Origin of the sequence: Polyangium sorediatum (assembly GCF_029946465.1) — a bacterium.
Lineage (GTDB): Bacteria > Myxococcota_A > Polyangia > Polyangiales > Polyangiaceae > Polyangium > Polyangium fumosum.
This window is the reverse complement of record NZ_JARZHI010000017.1, coordinates 58169-73755: the sequence shown is the minus strand read 5'-3', so window position 1 is coordinate 73755 and position 15587 is coordinate 58169. Positions and strand designations below refer to the sequence as shown.

Below are 15587 nucleotides of genomic sequence, written 5' to 3'. Positions count from 1 at the left end.
CGACGCGTAACCCGACCTCGTCTCCTGGGGACCGCCCATCGGCCTCGTCGCGGTCCATTGTCCTTACGTGCCGCGAAAAGCCTCGAACCTTCCTCGAACGTTCGAAGCGCGCCGCGCGGCGCGCTCCGGGAAGCAGCATATACCCCGAGGAGGCGAAGCGACGCACCAGGTAGCCCGCATGGCGTGTTTCTCGCCCACCCCGGCGAGGACGCACCTCGAGCCTCACGACGACGAACCTCCGCACGGCGAGGGCGTCGGCACACGTGGCCCTCGGTCCCCCGCCGAAGATCGATCGAAGCAGGGAGGACGTCGTGCATACAGTCCCGAGAATCCTAAACGAACCCGAACCGTTTGCCCATCGCACGTTCGGTGCTCGACGCTGCGATGCAAGCCAGCCCGCACGGCCACACCGGAACGCAAAGAGCGCTCCGGACGGCCCACATTGTCGCACGACAGAATCACGCGCTGCGCCGACGTGACGCGGCCCGCTCTTTAGTTGCCCGCGCTCTCGACCTTTGGCTCGGGCGGGAGCGGCGGATTGCCCGGCGGAGGCCTGTATCCAGGCTTTCGATATGTCAGGATCGCAATCTTTTCATGCTTGTAGGGTTGTGTTTGTCCAGGCAGAGGGCACTGATCCCGGAGCCAGTACACATCGAACGCGACAAGCTCGTCCTCGGGGCGGCCCGTCTCTTCGTGCCAGCGCAGGAGGTACTCCTTGAGCCCATGACGGAACACCTTGTTCCGATCGAGCCGGATGCGGTTGAAGTAGTCCTGCCAGATCTGGTTCAGGCCGAGGCCACGCGCGTCCGAGAGATTGAGGTCCGGCACGTCGCCGGTGAACGGATCGACGCGGCGACCGCCGAGCGTGACGGCGTCGACCGAGATCGAGCCGTCGTCGCTGATCGGGTTCGGCGCGAACATCCCCCAGCCCTGGTACATGCGCGGGTAGCCGAGGGTCGCCTGCATGAGCCACGGTTGCTGGTGCTTGAAGGGCGCAGGGACCGACTTGTTCTCGTTCACCGTCTGGCTCACCGCGCAGACGAAGACCCAGGCCACGAGCGCCTCGCGCAAGCCCGCACGCACGCGCCCCGCGCGCACGGCGAGCGGGGACGGCGGCGCGCTCGCCTCACGGCCGCGCAGCTTCGTGCCGAGGCCCAAGGCGCGGGCGACGGCGTCCCGACGGCGCGCGACGGCGCCGAAGAGCGGCGCGGACAGGCCGAGCGTGAGGACGCGGAAGAGCGGCCAGAACAAGCGGCCCGCCGGAAGCGATCGCGCGATCGCCGCGAGCGCCGCGTGGTCGTCGTAGGCCTCGTTCGTCGCAGCATCGCGGACACGGAGGAGCGCCGGCGTGGCGTCTTCCTCGGGGCTCTCCTCGAACGTGAGGCGCTCGCAGAGGTCGAGGCGCGCGAGGAGCCGGCACATGAAAAACGCGAGCGGGGAGCGCCGATCGTAGACTACGACCCACGCGCGGGCCTTCTTCGTGTACCAGCGGCCGAGGATCTCCCAGTGCACGGGCTGGGGGAACAGGAAGCTCCAGGCGATCATGAACCAGGAGAACGGGCCGAGGCGCATCATCACGCCGAAGCTCCCGTGCAGGCCGGTCATCAGGAGCATCGCGAGCGGCCGCGTGATGCGGCGGCCGGCGGGGGCGAGGATGAGCGGCACGAGGAGCGCCTCGACGACGAGCACGCTCCAGGCGACGGGCCGCATCATCCAGAGCGGCATGTACTCGCGAAACGGCACGGCGAGCCCCGTGATCATGCGATCGAGGTGGAGCACGTAATGGACCGTGTCGCCCTTGCGCCAGATGTGGCCCGATTTGTTGACGACGTTGAAATAATAAATGACCGCGACGTTCAGGGTCGTGACGAGCCCGATGAGCGAAACGTAGGGCTTCGTGGCCCAGGCGAACGGCGCGCGGGCGTTGAGCTCCGCGGACGAACGCTCCTTGCGCTCGCGGAACGAGCGCAAGAGCGCGTCGACCGAGAATCGCTGGCCGGTGGGCATGAACATCGCCCAGCCGATGAGCAGGTTTTCCACGACGTACCCGCCGTTCTCGACCATGACGAGCCGGTTGTCGAGGCTCGTCACGAAGAAGAACGAGAGGACCGAGAAGATGCGGGTATGCCAGCCGAGGAAGAAACAAAAATGGCAAAACGTCGCGATCGCGAAGGCGACGTGGACCTCTCCGGGCGTGGAGAACGCGTGGAAGATGCTGAAATTGAAGCCGCTGCTCGGACGGAAGAGGTGGTAATGGTTCGTGAGGATGCCCTCGTTCGAGTAGAACAAGCGCGCATCCATCCAGTGCCGGATGCAATCGGCCGTGACCAGGAAGCCGATCACGAGCCGGAAAAATCCGAGCGTGCGCGGATCCATCGTCATGTAATGGTCGCGCAGCCACACGAACGCGGCGCGGAGCGGGGAAAACCACGGCCTCGCGGCTTTGTCCTTCCGCGGCTTCTCCTCCGGCGCGTCGGCCGTGACCTCGCCCTCGGCGGCTACATCGGCCACGGCGCCTACTCCTGCCGGCGGACGTCGGGCTTGATGATCGGGAGCCTGTCGATCGCCAGGCGTCCGCCGCGCGAATGCGTGAAGAGTTTTTCGCGACCCTTCTCGACCCGCGCCGGGCTCTCGCCGGGCTTCGCAATCGAATACTTCACCCAGTACGCGTCGTACCCCGAGAGCTGCTCGTCCGGCGCGCGGCCTTCGAGCGCGGGGCCGCCCTTGCCGAGGTAATCACGCAGGGCCTTCTGGTACGGCTCGTACTCGCGCTGGCGGACGCGGTTCAAGTAATCGTTCCAGAGCTGGCCGAGCTTGCGCGTGTTGAACGCGACAGGGTCGATCGCGGGCGGGGCGCCCGTGAGCGGGTCGATGCTCGCGCCCTTGCGGTTCTGGCCGTCGATCACGAAGACGCCGTCCTCGTCCGCGTTCACGACGAGCACGTCCCAGCGCTCCAGCATGCGCGGCCAGGCGACGACCGCCGCGAGCACCCTGCCCTGGGGAATCGCGAACGGGAGCGGGTTTTCCTTGGCCGCCTGGGCGAGCGCCGCGACGAAAAGCACGAGCGCGAACGCGTCGCGGAGGCCACCCGTCACGAGACGCTTCGCGCGCACGGCAGACGGGACTTCGAGGGCCTCGGCGGCCTCGGCATCGGATTCGTCTTTCGGCGCGGGGAGGCCACACGCGTCCAGGCCAACGAGCACGCTGATGTTCGTGCGTCGCTTGGCGAAAGCGTCGTACAAGACGTCGAGCAGATTCGAGATGCCCGGCAGGCGCATGACGAAGGCGAGCGGCTGCCCGAGCGGCAGAGCCCGCACGATCTCCGCAATGCCGCGGCTCCGCGTGAAGACCGTGCCCTTCGCGTCCACGACGACGATGGTGTCCTGCACGAGCTCCTCGGTGATGCCCGCCGGCAGATCGACCTTCTCGACCGAGCCGTCGGCCTTGCCGCGGAGCAAACCCGAGAGGTCGCCATTGCCCTGGAACGTGAGGTGGGTATGGGCATCGAGGCGTTTGGCGAGGCGCGCGAGCCACAAGCAAACGCCGCAATCCTCGTCGTACACGACGCTGCGCGCGCGCTCGGGCGAGAAGCGGCGCTCGAAGGCGTCCCAGCTCTCCGCGGGCAGGAGCAGCGCCGCGGCGGCGAGGAGCGTCCAGGCATACAGGCCGAGCGAGAACAGGACGCCGAGCGCGAGCGCATACACGACGAGCAGCCCGACCGCGATCCCACGCAAGGGCCGGCGCGCCACGGGGACGAGCACGAGGAGCGGCACCACGCATTCCGTGGCGAGGAGCAAATACGAGAGGCCCTTCAAGACGCCCGCCGGCGCATGTTGAAACCGCACGCCGACGTCGCTCACCCAGCGCTCGACCTGGAGCGCATAATAAAGCCCGCTGCCGTCCCGCCACGGCCCCGCGAAATGCCATGCCGCGGACGCGATCAGGATGATCACGATTTGCAATGTGACGGCGAGCGCCGCGAACGAGAGGGGCGACCAGCCGGGGCCACGCGTGGCCGCGAGCTCGGCCTCCGTGGGCCGCGTGCGATCGTTCAGATCGGCGTCGGTCTTCTCGTCGCGATCCGCATACGAGCGGACGAGGGCGTCGACGGAGAAGCGGCTGCCGAGCGGCAAGAAGAGCGTGAAGAAGAGGAGCGCGACGGCCGCGTAGTTGCCCTGATTTTCGAGCAGGATGTTCCGCGCGCCGAGGCTCACGAGCCCGACGAGGGAGAGCGCGTGGAAGACGCGCGTCTTCCAGCCGAGGAGAAAGCCGAGGTAGACGAGCAGGATCAGGGCGAACGCGACGTGATTCTCGCCGACGCTCGAAAAGGCGTGGAGGAAGCTCCAGACCTGGCCTTTGTCGCGCAGGTTGAAGATGTGGTTGTGGTTCGGGAGGACGCCCTCGTTCGAATAAAACGCGCGCACCCAGGGCCAGCGGCGGAAGAGGTCGCCGCAAAGGACGAGGGCCATCGTGATGCGGAAGAGCCCCAGGGAGCGAGCGTCGATGGTAAGGAAGCTCGACAGAATTCGTTTGCCCACGTCAATCCTCGACCCGGAATCGGTACTCGTCCTCGTGCGAGAGCAACGGGACGCTCGGCTTGCGGAGCAAGATGGTCCGCACAGCCCAAAGGTCGTTGAAGATGCGATAACGGAGTGCGGTCTGATCGAGGTAATCGACGCCCGCGGAGCCGCCCGTGCCCGTGCGGCGGCCGATCACGCGCTCGACCATACGCGCGTGGCGCTGGCGCCAGATGATCATCTGCTGCTCGACCGCGATCACGAGGTCGATGACCTCGCGCGGCCACGCGAGCCGCGGCAGCTCGCGGTAGCTCTCCAGGAACACGATCGCCGCGCGCAAGCGGCGGCGGAAGGCGCGCGCCTCGTCGTCGAGCCCCTCCTCGTCCTCGGCCTGGAGGAAGCGCTCGGCGAACTTGATCTCGGCCCGGTACCGCTGCTCGAGCCGCGCGATGTCGTCGGGCGTGAGCGCGTTTTGCTTCGCGAGCCGGATGCGGTTCTCGATCTCCTTCTCGTGCCCCGCGATGAACGCCCGCGCGAAACGCTCGGCCGACTCCTGCGTCGCAGGGCCGTCGATCGGCGTGCGCGAGAGCCAGTCGTAGAGCACGGTCTTGAAGCTCGGCCCGCTCTCTCTGCGGTGCTCGACGCGGGCGAGCGCCGGCGAGGCAGAGCCGTCCGAGGAGCGGAGCGCCGCCATGTAGCTGCCCTCGCGGCCGAGCGGGATGCGCAGGTTGTCGTCGAGCCCGAGCAGGATCTCGATCTCGCGCATCTGCGCCGACTGGAAGCCGCTCGCCGGGATCAGGCGATCCCGGAAGTCGAGGTAGTCGCGCGTGGTCAGCGTCTCCATCACGCGGAAGTGCGGCACGGCCTGCTCGAAGAGCGCGACGACGCGGCGGAGCGAGGTCGCCGCGTTCGCGAGCTTCATGTCGGGCACGGGGTTCTGGCGGAAGAGATCGCGCGCCGTCTCGAGCTCGCGCAGGATGAGCTTGAACCAGAGCTCGTAGACCTGGTGGACGACGATGAAGACGACCTCGTCGTTCGAGAGTTTGCTCTCGTCGTTGTCGAAGCCGCCCTGCAGCGAAAGGAGCTCTTCGACCTTGATGTAGTCCCAGTAGTTGCGCATGTGTCAGCTCCTCGTCGCGAGGCGAGTCTACTTCCGACGGGCGAAAACGGAAGCCACGAGCAGCGCGCCCGAAGAGCGCCCGCGACCGCCGCTAACGTAACGTCTGCCCGTGATCAGGGCGTCGTGGTGACGCTCGTGCCCTCGGGTCCGATGTTCACGGGTGGCCCGTAACTCCGGAGTTCCGCTCGCTCGTGGCCTACGCGCGCCTCGACGTCGAGAACGGTGATGCCCACATCGGGACAAAACGTGGTCGTGTACCGGACGGGTACATCGCCGCCGCGCTCTTCGACCGTGACGACACATCCCTCGAAGCGGCCCGCCGGCACGGTCACGCTCTGGCCGACCGCCACGATCCGCGTCCCGCCGCCATGCTCGCCGGTCCAGCTCATGCCGACGACGACGGGCGCCCGGAGCACGTAGACCGAGCGGCCGAGGAGCGCGACGCCCTCGCTCGTGAACGCGACGCGGCGCGCGCCCTTGGGCGTGACGAGCTCGCCTTCGAACGCGCTCGTGCGGCGGGCGCGGACGAGCAAAAGGCCACGCGCGCCGTCGTTGCTCGTCGTCTCGTAGTGCCAGAGGTTGCCGTGAACGATCGGAAAATACCGTTCGATCGGCGTGCCGGAGGAAACATCGACGACGCCCTCGCCGGGCGTGGTGAACGAAGGCCGCGGCTCGGGCGTGGCTGGCCCACACGCGGCGAACGTGAAGCCCGAAAGGACGAGGGCGAGTGCGCTCGGCCTCGGCGTCATGGGGTGGGCGCGAGCCGGTGGGAGAAGTACCAGACCGTAAAAAAGGCGAGGAGCAAGCACGCGGCGAAGAGCATGTACTTCGCGAGCGGATCGGGCTCGATGCGACGGAGCAGCTCCTCGGCGGCGCGGCGCACGGCCGGGTCGTCGGTGCTCTTCACGAGGCGCGCGCCGTCCTCGCGGACGCGACCGTAGTCGCCGCGGTCGAAGGCGGCGAGCAGCGCGTCGAGGCTCTCGTCGCGCGGGAACCGCTGCGCGAACGAGGGCACGCCTTCGCGCGGCGCCTTCGCCTTCTTCTTGCGCTTCTTCTTGGGGCGCGTGGCCTCGCTCGGCTCTTCGGCCTCGCCCTGCGGATCCGCGCCCTCGTTCGTCTCGCTCATCGTTCGGTCCTGTCGCTAAGCGCCGGTTCGATGTCTACCTCGGAAGGACGGGCGTGGTCTGATCGGGCCGCTCCCGCCAGCCGACGGGCCCGTCGCCCTCGCCCCTCACCTCGCAGGAGAGGCCCTCGCAGAGGGTGCGATAGTACGCCTTCCTGCCGCAGCCGATGGCCTTGTAGACCCCGCCGAACTCCTCGGTCACGCGAACCTCCTCGTCGGGACAATCGAGGTCCTTGGCCGCGTGCACGCGCACGAGCGGCGCGGCCGCACCGCGACCGTTGATCGTGTTGCCACAACCGACGAGGCCAACGAGAACGAGGAGGAGCAGGGCGAGGGGGCGCATGGTCAGAACTGGAAGTACACGAACGGCACGGCTTTCACGCTCGCCGCCTCGTGCAGCACGACGGCGACGACGAAGAGCATGGCACCCTGCGCGGGGGCCGGCAGGGCCGCGAACGCGGCGCGCAGCCGATCGTAGATCACGCGCGGCGTGTGGTGCACGGCGATCCCGAGCGCGAGCAAGGCGGCGACGATGGGCGGCAGGTTCGGGTGGAAGGTCGTCCCGGTCGCGATCTGCTTGAGGACGCGCGTGCCGATGTCGAAGGTCGGGGCGCGGAAGAAGATCCACGCGAGGCAGACGTAGTGGAACGTGAGGACCACGCCGACAGGCTTCGGCAAAAAACGCTTCGGCTTGCCCGCGCTCTTGCCGCCGGCGCGCTCGACGGCGCGCGTCACGGCGAGGCCGAGCCCGTGCAAAAACCCCCAGAAGACAAACGTCCACGACGCGCCGTGCCAGAGGCCGCCGAGCAGCATCGTGAGCATGAGGTTGCGGTACGTCGCGAGGTTCGAACCGCGGTTGCCGCCGAGCGGGATGTAGAGGTAGTCGCGCAGCCAGCTCGACAACGAGATGTGCCAACGGCGCCAGAACTCGGCGAGGTTCGACGAGGTGTAGGGCGCGTCGAAGTTCGGCGGGAAGCGCACGCCGAGCAGGAGCGCCGAGCCGATGGCGATGTCGCTGTAGCCCGAGAAGTCGCAGTAGATCTGGACGGCGTAGCCGTAGACGCCCGCGAGCACCTCGATCGCGGAGTACCTCTCGGGCTGGTCGAAGACACGATCGACGAGGTGGATCGCGAGCTGATCGGCGAAGACGACCTTCTTCAGGAGCCCGACCGCGATGAGGAACAGGGCCTCGGCGCCGACGCGGCTCGGCAGGGAGGGGACGGCTTCGAGCTGCGGCAGAAGATCCCGCGGGCGAACGATCGGGCCCGCGACGAGGTGCGGGAAAAACGAGACGAAGAGCAGGTACCGGAGGTAGCTCCGGTGCGCCGGCAGGTCGCCGCGGTAGACGTCGATGACGTAGCTCATCGACTCGAACGTGAAGAACGAGATGCCGACGGGCGGGAGCAAGACCCGCATCGCGTCGCTCGTCTTCGGCGCTGTGCCCGTGAGCCACGCGCGGAGGAGCTCGACGTTCTCGACGCCGAAGTTCCAGTACTTGAAGAAGCCGAGGAAGCCGAGGTTGAGGACGACGGTGATCGTCAGCAGCGCCTTGCGGCGCGACGCGCTCGGCTCGTTCGCGATGATGCGGGCGAGGAAGAAGTCGACGGTCGACGAGCCGAAGATGAGCGGCAGATACCGCCAGTCCCAGGCGGCGTAGAAGCCGTAACTCATCGCAAGGAGAAAGATGATGCGCGGCCACGAAGCGAGGAGGCGCCCGCCGTCCGTCGCAAACGAGGGGCGGAGGGCCGAAAGGCCCCACCAACCGACGAACGCAACGGCGAAGAAAACCGCGTACTCGATGCTGATGAAGTTCACGAGCGGGCCGCATGTTGAACGGCGCGGGCTGCCGTGCCAAGGATTACGGTGATGCTCGGGCGCCTGATCGTAGGGATCCTCAAAGGCCTCATCGTAGGCGGGCTCATCGGGTTCGGGCTTGTGAAGCTCGGATTTGCCGTCCTTCCTGCGTGGCTCGCGTACATCGCCGCCGCCGTGACGGGCGTCGTGATCGGCCTCATCGCGGGCAAACCCATCTGGGCGAAGGACGCGAAGATCGAGGCGGGGATGAAGGCCGGCGTCGGCGCGCTTCTCGCCGCCGGGCTCATGTTCGCCGCGCGCAAGTGGCTGACGATGTACCTCCCGACCGATCTGCTGAGCCAGGTCGGCGTGATGGCGAAGAGCGAGACGATCCAGCTCGGCTACTTCCCGATCACCTCGCTCGCCGCGGTCGCCGCGGTGCTCGGCGGCTTCTACGACGCGGACAACACGCCCGAGCCCGAGGGCGAGGCGAAAGAAGAGGCGAAGGCCCCGCCCGCGAAGGCCGGGCCACAGAAGCGCATCGCGCAGCCGGCCGCGGACGAGCTCGACGAGGACTTCGACGACACGTCGGCGGACGAGAAAAAGGCGAAGAAGTAGAGCGGTGCCGCCCGCGCGGATCCTGTTCTACATGGCGACGTTCGGGGCCCTCGCGCTCGTCGCGCGTTCGCTCCTGATCGGGCCCGTGCCCACGTGGATCACGCTCGCCGCGCTCGCCGCGTACACGGCGACGGTCCTCTCCGGCGTGCTCCTCCTGCGCCTGCGTATGTTCGTCGACGCGGTCTGCCGCGGGCCCGACGACGCGCGCGGCGTGGCCCTGACCTTCGACGACGGGCCGAACCCCACGCATACGCCGAAGGTGCTCGACCTGCTCGACCAGGCGAAGGTCAAGGCGACGTTCTTCGTGATCGGCAAGAAGGCCGAGGCGCACCCGGAGATCGTGCGCGACATCGTGGCGCGAGGTCACGCGCTCGGCTCACACGGCTACGCCCACCCGCGGACCTTCGCCATGTTGCCCACGTCCGCCGTGCGCGCGGACGTCGAGCGCTCCCTCGTGGTGCTGGAGAAGATCACGGGCCGGAGGCCGACCCTCTTCCGGCCGCCGATCGGGCACACGAACCCGCGCATCGCGAAGGTCGTGGACGCGCTCGATCTGACCGTGGTCGGCTGGTCGGTTCGGGCGATCGACGGGCTCGCCTCCGCGGACGCCGAGAAGGTGACGGCGCGCGTCACGCGAGGGCTCGAAGACGGGGCGATCGTGCTGCTGCACGACGCGGCCGAGCGCGAGGATCACGTGCCGGCGAGCCTCGCCGCGCTGCCGAAGATCCTCGAAGGCCTGCGGGCGAGGAACCTCGCGGGCGTGGCGGTCACGGATTTCGTGGAAGGAAGCCGCGAGGAAGGTGCGGCCTAGGGCCCCGAAGAGCGCTACGAACGAAGACGGATCGTCATGGTGCCTTCTCGCCCGAGCCTGACCCTCTTCGCCCACCTCGTCTCGCGTCCCGAGCCGGAGATCGATCTCGTGCAAGCCTCGCTCGTCTTCGCGGAGAGCGAGTACCCGTCGCTCGACGTCGCGCGGTACGTGTCGACGCTCGAAGCGCTCGGCCGCGCGGCGGCGCGGCGCATCGCCCAGGACGCGCCGCACGGGACGACGGAGGAGCGGGTGCGCGTGGTGCTCGAATGGCTCTACGGCTCGCAAGGCTTCCGCGGCAACGCCGAGGAGTATTACGACCCGCGCAACAGCTACCTGAACGAGGTGCTCGACCGGAAGAAGGGCATCCCGATCACGCTCGCCGTCGTGCTGCTCGACGTGGCGACACGCGCGGGGATCGACGCGAAAGGCATCTCGTTCCCGGGGCATTTTCTGGTCGGCGCGGGGGATCGGCAGAAGGAAGCTCCGCGACCGGGGTTCGGGACGCGCTACGCCGCCAAGCAAGTCGAGACCCCGGGCGTCCCCCTCGTGATCGATCCGTTCCACGGGCGGATCCTCGCCGGGCAGGAGCTCGAAGCCCTGCACGCGCGGGTGACGGGCGCGGGGCCGCGGGTCGATCCGCGCCTGCTCGAACCTTGCAGCAAGCGCCAGATCCTCGCCCGCATGCTCTCGAACCTCCGCAGCATCCACGCGTCGCGGAACGACGACGAGCGGCTGCGCAACGTGCTCGAACACCTCGTCGCGATCGCGCCGTCGCCGGAGCTCTCCCGCGAGCTCGATCGGCTCGGCGGCAGCCGCGCGATCCTCGCCCGGCCCACCGCGAACCGCTCGTTCAACTGAGGTCCTTCGCGGCGAGCGGGACCGTGAAGGAGAAGCGCGCGCCCGCGCCCTCCTCGCCGTGCTCGACGCCGATCGTTCCGCCCACGGATTCGAGCAGGCCCCGGCACACCGCGAGCCCGAGGCCCGTGCCTTTGCCGATCTCCTTCGTCGTGGTGAAGGGTTCGAAGAGCCGATCGCGGATGGCCGGCGCGACGCCGGGGCCGTTGTCGTGGACCTCGACGCGCACGCCCTCGGGCGCGCGGCGAGCGACGAGATCGATACGCCCTCCGGGCTTCGGGACGGCGTCGGCCGCGTTGAGGAGCAGGTTCAAGAGGACCTGCACGAGGCGCTCCTCGGAAAGCGCGACGAGCGGGAGATGCTTGTCGACGTCGAGCGTGATGGCCACGTCGCGCAGGGCCTTCTGCGGTTTGACGAGGGCGAGCGCGGCGTCGATCGCTTGCGCGAGGGAGCCGCCGATCTCGGGGGCTCGACCGCCGCGCACGCTCGTCGCAGGGCGGGCGAAGTCGAGCAGGTCCCGCAGGATGCCGTGGATGCGCTCGGTCTCGCCCTTCATGCGCTGCAAGAAGTCGCGTTGCTCGGCCTCGTCGAGGCCGCCGGCGAGGAGCAGCTCCTCGAAGCCGAGCAACGCGGCGATGGGGTTTCCGATCTCGTGCGCGAGCCCGGCCGCGAGGCGTCCCACGGAGGCGAGGCGCTCGGAGCGCACGAGCCGCTCCTGCGCGCGTTCGAGCTCCTTCGCATACCGCGTGGCCTCGTCGATCTTCACGCGCAGGCTCTCCTCGTCGGCGCGCAGGCGCTCGGTCATGCGCGCCACGCTGTCCGCGAGCTCGGCGAGCTCACGTGCGCCCGCGCGAGGCAACTCGAGCCGCCGCGCGCCCTCCGCCACGCGGCCCGCGGCGCGCGAGAGGCGCTCGATCGGATCGACCACGAGCCGCGTCATCGCGAGGTACATGAAGACGAGGAGCGCGAGGGCGAAGATGCCCATATAGAGCGCGAGGAGCCGGACGAGGGGCGCCGTGGGGATGACGCCGGCCATGCTGGCGCGGTGCAAGCTGACGACGGCGAAGAAGAGCGGCAGGAAGGCGAGGACGAGCAGCGTGCCGAGCGCGACGAGGAGCTGAAGGCGGATGCCGGGGCGCACCTCGTTACGGTGCGGGGCTCTGGTCGGGCCGACCAGAGTGATCTTTCACGATCCGAAAAATCGCCGGACCTGCGCGCGTCTCGTCTCCCGGCGTGATGCAGCAGGGAGCAGGCCCCGAGGGGTCGAGCGCTCCGCTAATCGAGGCGCCCCCCGCACACCCGCTCGCCGTCCAGGCAAATGGTCGTGCAGTCGAGATCCGATGTGCACGGCGATCCAGCGCAGCTCGAAGTGATGAGGCCGCCGCACACCCCGCTGCTCTTGCAGACTCCGCTCGAGGCTTGCCCATTCTTGTTCGACCAGCTCGTGGTGCTGATCGACGTGTCGCACACCTGGCACTTGTTGCTCGGATTGAACGCGCCGTTCGTGTAGGTCACGCCGCCGATCGTGCAGCCCGCCGGGGGCGCGACCCACGTCACCACGATCTCGTTGCTGGTGGACACGAAGTTTTGGTGCGTCGAGCGGACCCGATACGTCTCCGTGCCGGGCGTCGTGTTGTTCACGGCAAGCGTTTGCACATTGCTGCTCACGTTCTGCCAGGTGCCATTCGCGAGCTTGATCTGCCAGACGAAGCTCCCGGTTCCGTCGCAGTGCCGCGTGCCGTGTGGCCCCGGGGCGACGAGAGACACGGACTGGTTCACCGGCACCGTGTACGAGGACGGGAGGATCGCGAAGGATGCGCGGTGGTCGTACACGATGTGCGCCTTCGGGTCGGCGGTATTGCCGGTATGGAAGGCCGAATCGCGGACGACCATCGCGCTCGAGTCGCAGCTCTCCTCGGACAAGGTGCGGCTGATGCAAGGGCCGCTGCTCGGCACATCGCTCGGGGACCAGGAGACGTCCCACTGGACGTCGACGGGATCCGCGGGGGTGCGGACATGCGGCGCGTGATCACCAACCAGACACCATGTCACGGTCTTCGGCCACGTATTCACGCCCGACGGGCTCTCGTTCACCGTGAGCATGTCCTTGGTGATCGAGAATGCGAGCTGCGCCTCGTCCGTGAGCCCTTCGTCCTCGTATCCGTCGGGGGCGCCGATACACGCGGCGACGAGCGGGGAGAGAAGCAGCAGCGCGGACCGGAGTCGGTCGAGTCTCATCGAGGTATGTACCGTTCTTTTCTCGGCGTTGTGGATCTCGGCACGCGAGCACCGACGACGCTGCAAACGGTACGCCTCGGCGGAAAAATCAAACAACTTTCGGGATCAAACTCTCCGCGTTTTCGGCCAGGAAACGTGTTCGAGCGCGGCGTGGCAATGCCCGCTGGCCATCGTTCTCGCATTCGTCTTCCCCCGGACCGGCATCCACGCGCGTGTCGAGACGGCGCACACGTCAGGACGCGCGCACACGTCCACGCCCCAGCCTCCGCCGGGGACCGATGTCCCAAAACTAGGCCCGCTCCTCTGCCCTCTGATACGGGACCGGTCGCACCCAAATGGCTCCGCTCGTGGTCCTCGTGCTCAAGCTTCGGCGCCTTGGCCGCGCGGCCTTGCCGCTCCTCTCTGCGATCGGCCTCGGCGCGATCGTGGTCGCGTCCACGGCGAGCCCGCTCTCGCTCTGGATCGAAGCGCCGGCCTCGGCGCTCCTGCTCGGCCTGCTCGCGGCGCGCGCGTCGCGGCGCTCCCGGGCGATCGAGGGCACGCTCCGCCTCGACCTCGAGGTCGGCGCGCTCTTCACCGTGCTCGTCTACGCGATCGTGACGCGCAGCGACGGCGCGCTCGACGGGCGCCTCTACCCGCTCGTCTACGTGTGCGTGGGCCTCGTGAGCGCGTTCGCGCGCCCGATCGCCACGGTCCTGCTCCTCGCCTTCGCGCTCGGGCTCGACGCCTCCGTGCGGCACTGGGCCATGCTCGCGTCGAGCCTCGACCGCCTCGCCTACGCGGGCGCGTTCATGGTCGTGTTCGCCTCGTTCAACGCGCTGCTCCTCCGCGCCGAGATCGCCCGCGCGAGGAGCGCGCTGAAGGAGCGTATCCAGGCCGAGGTGGAGAAACTTCGCGACGACGCGCGGAGCTACCGGCTGCTCGGCGCGCCGGGCGGCGGGCGCGCCTCGTCGCGGGCGAACGACGAGGAGCGGCTCGTGCGCTCGGGCGTGGAGGAGATCCACCAGTCCGTGCTCTTCGCGCTGCGGCTGCTGCGGCAGGCGATGAACCTGCACACGGCGGTCCTGCTCTGGCAAAACGACGCCGGGACGCACCTGCGCATCAGCGAGCTCTCGACCGACGACCCGAACGTCGCCGAGGGCCCCTTCCTCGCGGGCGACGGCATCTTCGGCGCGGCGATCACGCAGCGCGAGGCCGTCGCGCTCCGTGGCCTCGAGCCGCGCCACAAGCTCCCCTACTACACGGGCCCTTGCCCCGTGCGCGCCGCGCTCGCGCTCCCGGTCTTCGAGCACGGCTCCATCCGCGGCGTGCTCGTCCTCGACCGGCTCACCGACGAGCCCTTTGGCCTCAAAGAACAGGAGCTCGCCATGGAGGCCTGCCGCTACGCGGTGCGGGCCATCCAGAACGAGCGTGTGTTCGTGCAGCTCGAGCGCGCCAAGGTGGAGCAGGGCCGGCTCTACCGCGCGGTCGAGAGCCTCAACGCCGCGACGACCGAGGCCGAGGTCGTGGAGTCGGGCCTGCGCACGGCGCGCGAGATCACGAGCGTCGACTTCGCCGCGGTCACGCTCTACGACGAGTCGCAGAAGGCCCACGAGATCCGCGCCGTCAGCGGCGGCGACGAGGCGAACCTCGTCGGCCAGCGCTACAAGCAGAACGCCGGCCTCGTCTCGATGGCGCTCGAAAACAAGCACCCGCTGCCCTACCGCGGCGAGTACGACGAGAAGCGCCAGGTCGTCTTCACGAAGAAGCTCGCGCCGCCGAGCATGCCCTCGATGATCGTCCTGCCGATGCTCGTGCACGACAAGCCCCTCGGCACGCTCGTCCTCGGCTCGCGCCGCCGCGCCGCGTTCGGCGACGCCGCGCGCAGCACGCTCGAAGTGCTCACGAGCCACGTCGCCGTCTCGCTCGCGAACGCGCGCATGATGCGCAGGCTCGAAGAGATGGCCACGCTCGACGGCATGACGGGCCTCTACAACAAGCGCGCGATGCTGGAGATCGCCGACCAGAAGATCAAGGCGGCCAAGCGCTTCGGCCGCAAGCTCAGCGTGCTCGTGACGGACATCGACCACTTCAAGAAGGTCAACGACACCTACGGGCACGACGCGGGCGACGTGATCATCAAGGGCCTCGGCGAGGTGCTCCGCCGCGAGCGGCGCGCGACCGACGCCACGGCGCGCTTCGGCGGCGAGGAGTTCGTGGTGATCTGCGAGGAGACGGACACGCGCGGCGCGATGCTGCTGGCCGAGCGGGTGCGCGAGGAGCTCGGCAAGACGATCTTCCACGCGCCGAAGCCCGGTCCGGACGGTCAGCCCGTGACGATCCGCGTGACCTGCTCGATCGGCGTGGCGAGCTTCCCCGAGGCCGGCGAGACCTGGGAAGACCTCTTCAAGGCGGCGGACGAGGCCCTCTACGCCTCGAAGCGCGGCGGGCGGAACCGCGTCACCGCCCACGCGGCCCTGCCCCGCGCCGCCGGGTCGAAAGCGCAACACGCAGCCTGATCGTGGCTTGCGA

General features: G+C 68.7%; 13 protein-coding genes. 4 read left to right on the top strand and 9 right to left on the bottom strand.

What is annotated here, in order from left to right; all coding sequences use genetic code 11:
• Positions 1 to 492: 492 nt before the first annotated feature.
• From QHF89_RS20555 to QHF89_RS20525, 7 genes are all read right to left on the bottom strand, one after another.
• Positions 493 to 2511, bottom strand: a complete 2019-nt coding sequence (locus tag QHF89_RS20555) for an HTTM domain-containing protein (protein WP_284720729.1) — start codon at positions 2509 to 2511, stop codon at positions 493 to 495.
• Positions 2512 to 2516: 5 nt separating this feature from the next.
• The gene (locus QHF89_RS20550; RefSeq protein WP_284720728.1) at positions 2517 to 4538 is read right to left on the bottom strand and encodes a DCC1-like thiol-disulfide oxidoreductase family protein; all 2022 of its coding nucleotides are present in this window, start codon (positions 4536 to 4538) and stop codon (positions 2517 to 2519) included.
• 1 nt (position 4539) lies between these two features.
• Entirely contained in the window at positions 4540 to 5637 is a 1098-nt protein-coding gene (locus QHF89_RS20545; protein ID WP_136966523.1) for a tryptophan 2,3-dioxygenase family protein, read from the bottom strand.
• Between the two features lie 113 nt (positions 5638 to 5750).
• Positions 5751 to 6386 (bottom strand): hypothetical protein, encoded by a 636-nt coding sequence (locus tag QHF89_RS20540; protein ID WP_136966524.1) that lies wholly within the window; start codon positions 6384 to 6386, stop codon positions 5751 to 5753.
• Positions 6383 to 6763, bottom strand: a complete 381-nt coding sequence (locus QHF89_RS20535; RefSeq protein ID WP_136966525.1) for a hypothetical protein — start codon at positions 6761 to 6763, stop codon at positions 6383 to 6385. The genes QHF89_RS20540 and QHF89_RS20535 overlap by 4 nt, the downstream gene beginning before the upstream one ends.
• A 34-nt stretch (positions 6764 to 6797) precedes the next feature.
• Positions 6798 to 7103 carry a hypothetical protein gene (locus QHF89_RS20530; protein WP_136966526.1) on the bottom strand — a complete coding sequence of 102 codons (306 nt, stop codon included), beginning with the start codon at positions 7101 to 7103 and terminating at the stop codon, positions 6798 to 6800.
• A gap of 2 nt (positions 7104 to 7105) precedes the next feature.
• Complete coding sequence (locus QHF89_RS20525; RefSeq protein ID WP_136966527.1) at positions 7106 to 8575, bottom strand: MBOAT family O-acyltransferase; 1470 nt, start codon at positions 8573 to 8575, stop codon at positions 7106 to 7108.
• 51 nt (positions 8576 to 8626) lie between these two features.
• Here QHF89_RS20525 and QHF89_RS20520 point away from each other — a divergent pair, with 51 nt between their 5' ends.
• From QHF89_RS20520 to QHF89_RS20510, 3 genes are read left to right on the top strand one after another with little or no spacing between them, the layout of a single operon-like run.
• Positions 8627 to 9172, top strand: a complete 546-nt coding sequence (locus tag QHF89_RS20520) for a hypothetical protein (protein ID WP_136966528.1) — start codon at positions 8627 to 8629, stop codon at positions 9170 to 9172.
• Between the two features lie 4 nt (positions 9173 to 9176).
• Positions 9177 to 9983, top strand: coding sequence for a polysaccharide deacetylase family protein (locus tag QHF89_RS20515; RefSeq protein WP_136966529.1), 807 nt, complete (start codon positions 9177 to 9179; stop codon positions 9981 to 9983).
• Positions 9984 to 10019: 36 nt separating this feature from the next.
• Positions 10020 to 10841 carry a SirB1 family protein gene (locus QHF89_RS20510; RefSeq protein ID WP_284720727.1) on the top strand — a complete coding sequence of 274 codons (822 nt, stop codon included), beginning with the start codon at positions 10020 to 10022 and terminating at the stop codon, positions 10839 to 10841.
• Here QHF89_RS20510 and QHF89_RS20505 read toward each other — a convergent pair.
• Positions 10834 to 11979, bottom strand: coding sequence for a sensor histidine kinase (locus QHF89_RS20505; protein ID WP_136966530.1), 1146 nt, complete (start codon positions 11977 to 11979; stop codon positions 10834 to 10836). The two genes, QHF89_RS20510 and QHF89_RS20505, sit on opposite strands and share 8 nt — an antisense overlap.
• A 134-nt stretch (positions 11980 to 12113) precedes the next feature.
• Positions 12114 to 13076: a hypothetical protein gene (locus QHF89_RS20500; RefSeq protein ID WP_136966531.1), complete on the bottom strand. Its 963-nt coding sequence runs from the start codon at positions 13074 to 13076 to the stop codon at positions 12114 to 12116.
• A gap of 335 nt (positions 13077 to 13411) precedes the next feature.
• Here QHF89_RS20500 and QHF89_RS20495 point away from each other — a divergent pair, with 335 nt between their 5' ends.
• Positions 13412 to 15574, top strand: a complete 2163-nt coding sequence (locus tag QHF89_RS20495; RefSeq protein ID WP_136966532.1) for a sensor domain-containing diguanylate cyclase — start codon at positions 13412 to 13414, stop codon at positions 15572 to 15574.
• Positions 15575 to 15587: the final 13 nt, after the last annotated feature.

Coding starts and splice junctions, on each gene's coding strand:
- QHF89_RS20500 (WP_136966531.1), bottom strand. CDS start 13,076: ATGAGACTCGACCGACTCCGGTCCGCGCTGCTGCTTCTCTCCCCGCTC.
- QHF89_RS20535 (WP_136966525.1), bottom strand. CDS start 6,763: ATGAGCGAGACGAACGAGGGCGCGGATCCGCAGGGCGAGGCCGAAGAG.
- QHF89_RS20540 (WP_136966524.1), bottom strand. CDS start 6,386: ATGACGCCGAGGCCGAGCGCACTCGCCCTCGTCCTTTCGGGCTTCACG.
- QHF89_RS20510 (WP_284720727.1), top strand. CDS start 10,020: ATGGTGCCTTCTCGCCCGAGCCTGACCCTCTTCGCCCACCTCGTCTCG.
- QHF89_RS20495 (WP_136966532.1), top strand. CDS start 13,412: ATGGCTCCGCTCGTGGTCCTCGTGCTCAAGCTTCGGCGCCTTGGCCGC.
- QHF89_RS20530 (WP_136966526.1), bottom strand. CDS start 7,103: ATGCGCCCCCTCGCCCTGCTCCTCCTCGTTCTCGTTGGCCTCGTCGGT.
- QHF89_RS20545 (WP_136966523.1), bottom strand. CDS start 5,637: ATGCGCAACTACTGGGACTACATCAAGGTCGAAGAGCTCCTTTCGCTG.
- QHF89_RS20520 (WP_136966528.1), top strand. CDS start 8,627: ATGCTCGGGCGCCTGATCGTAGGGATCCTCAAAGGCCTCATCGTAGGC.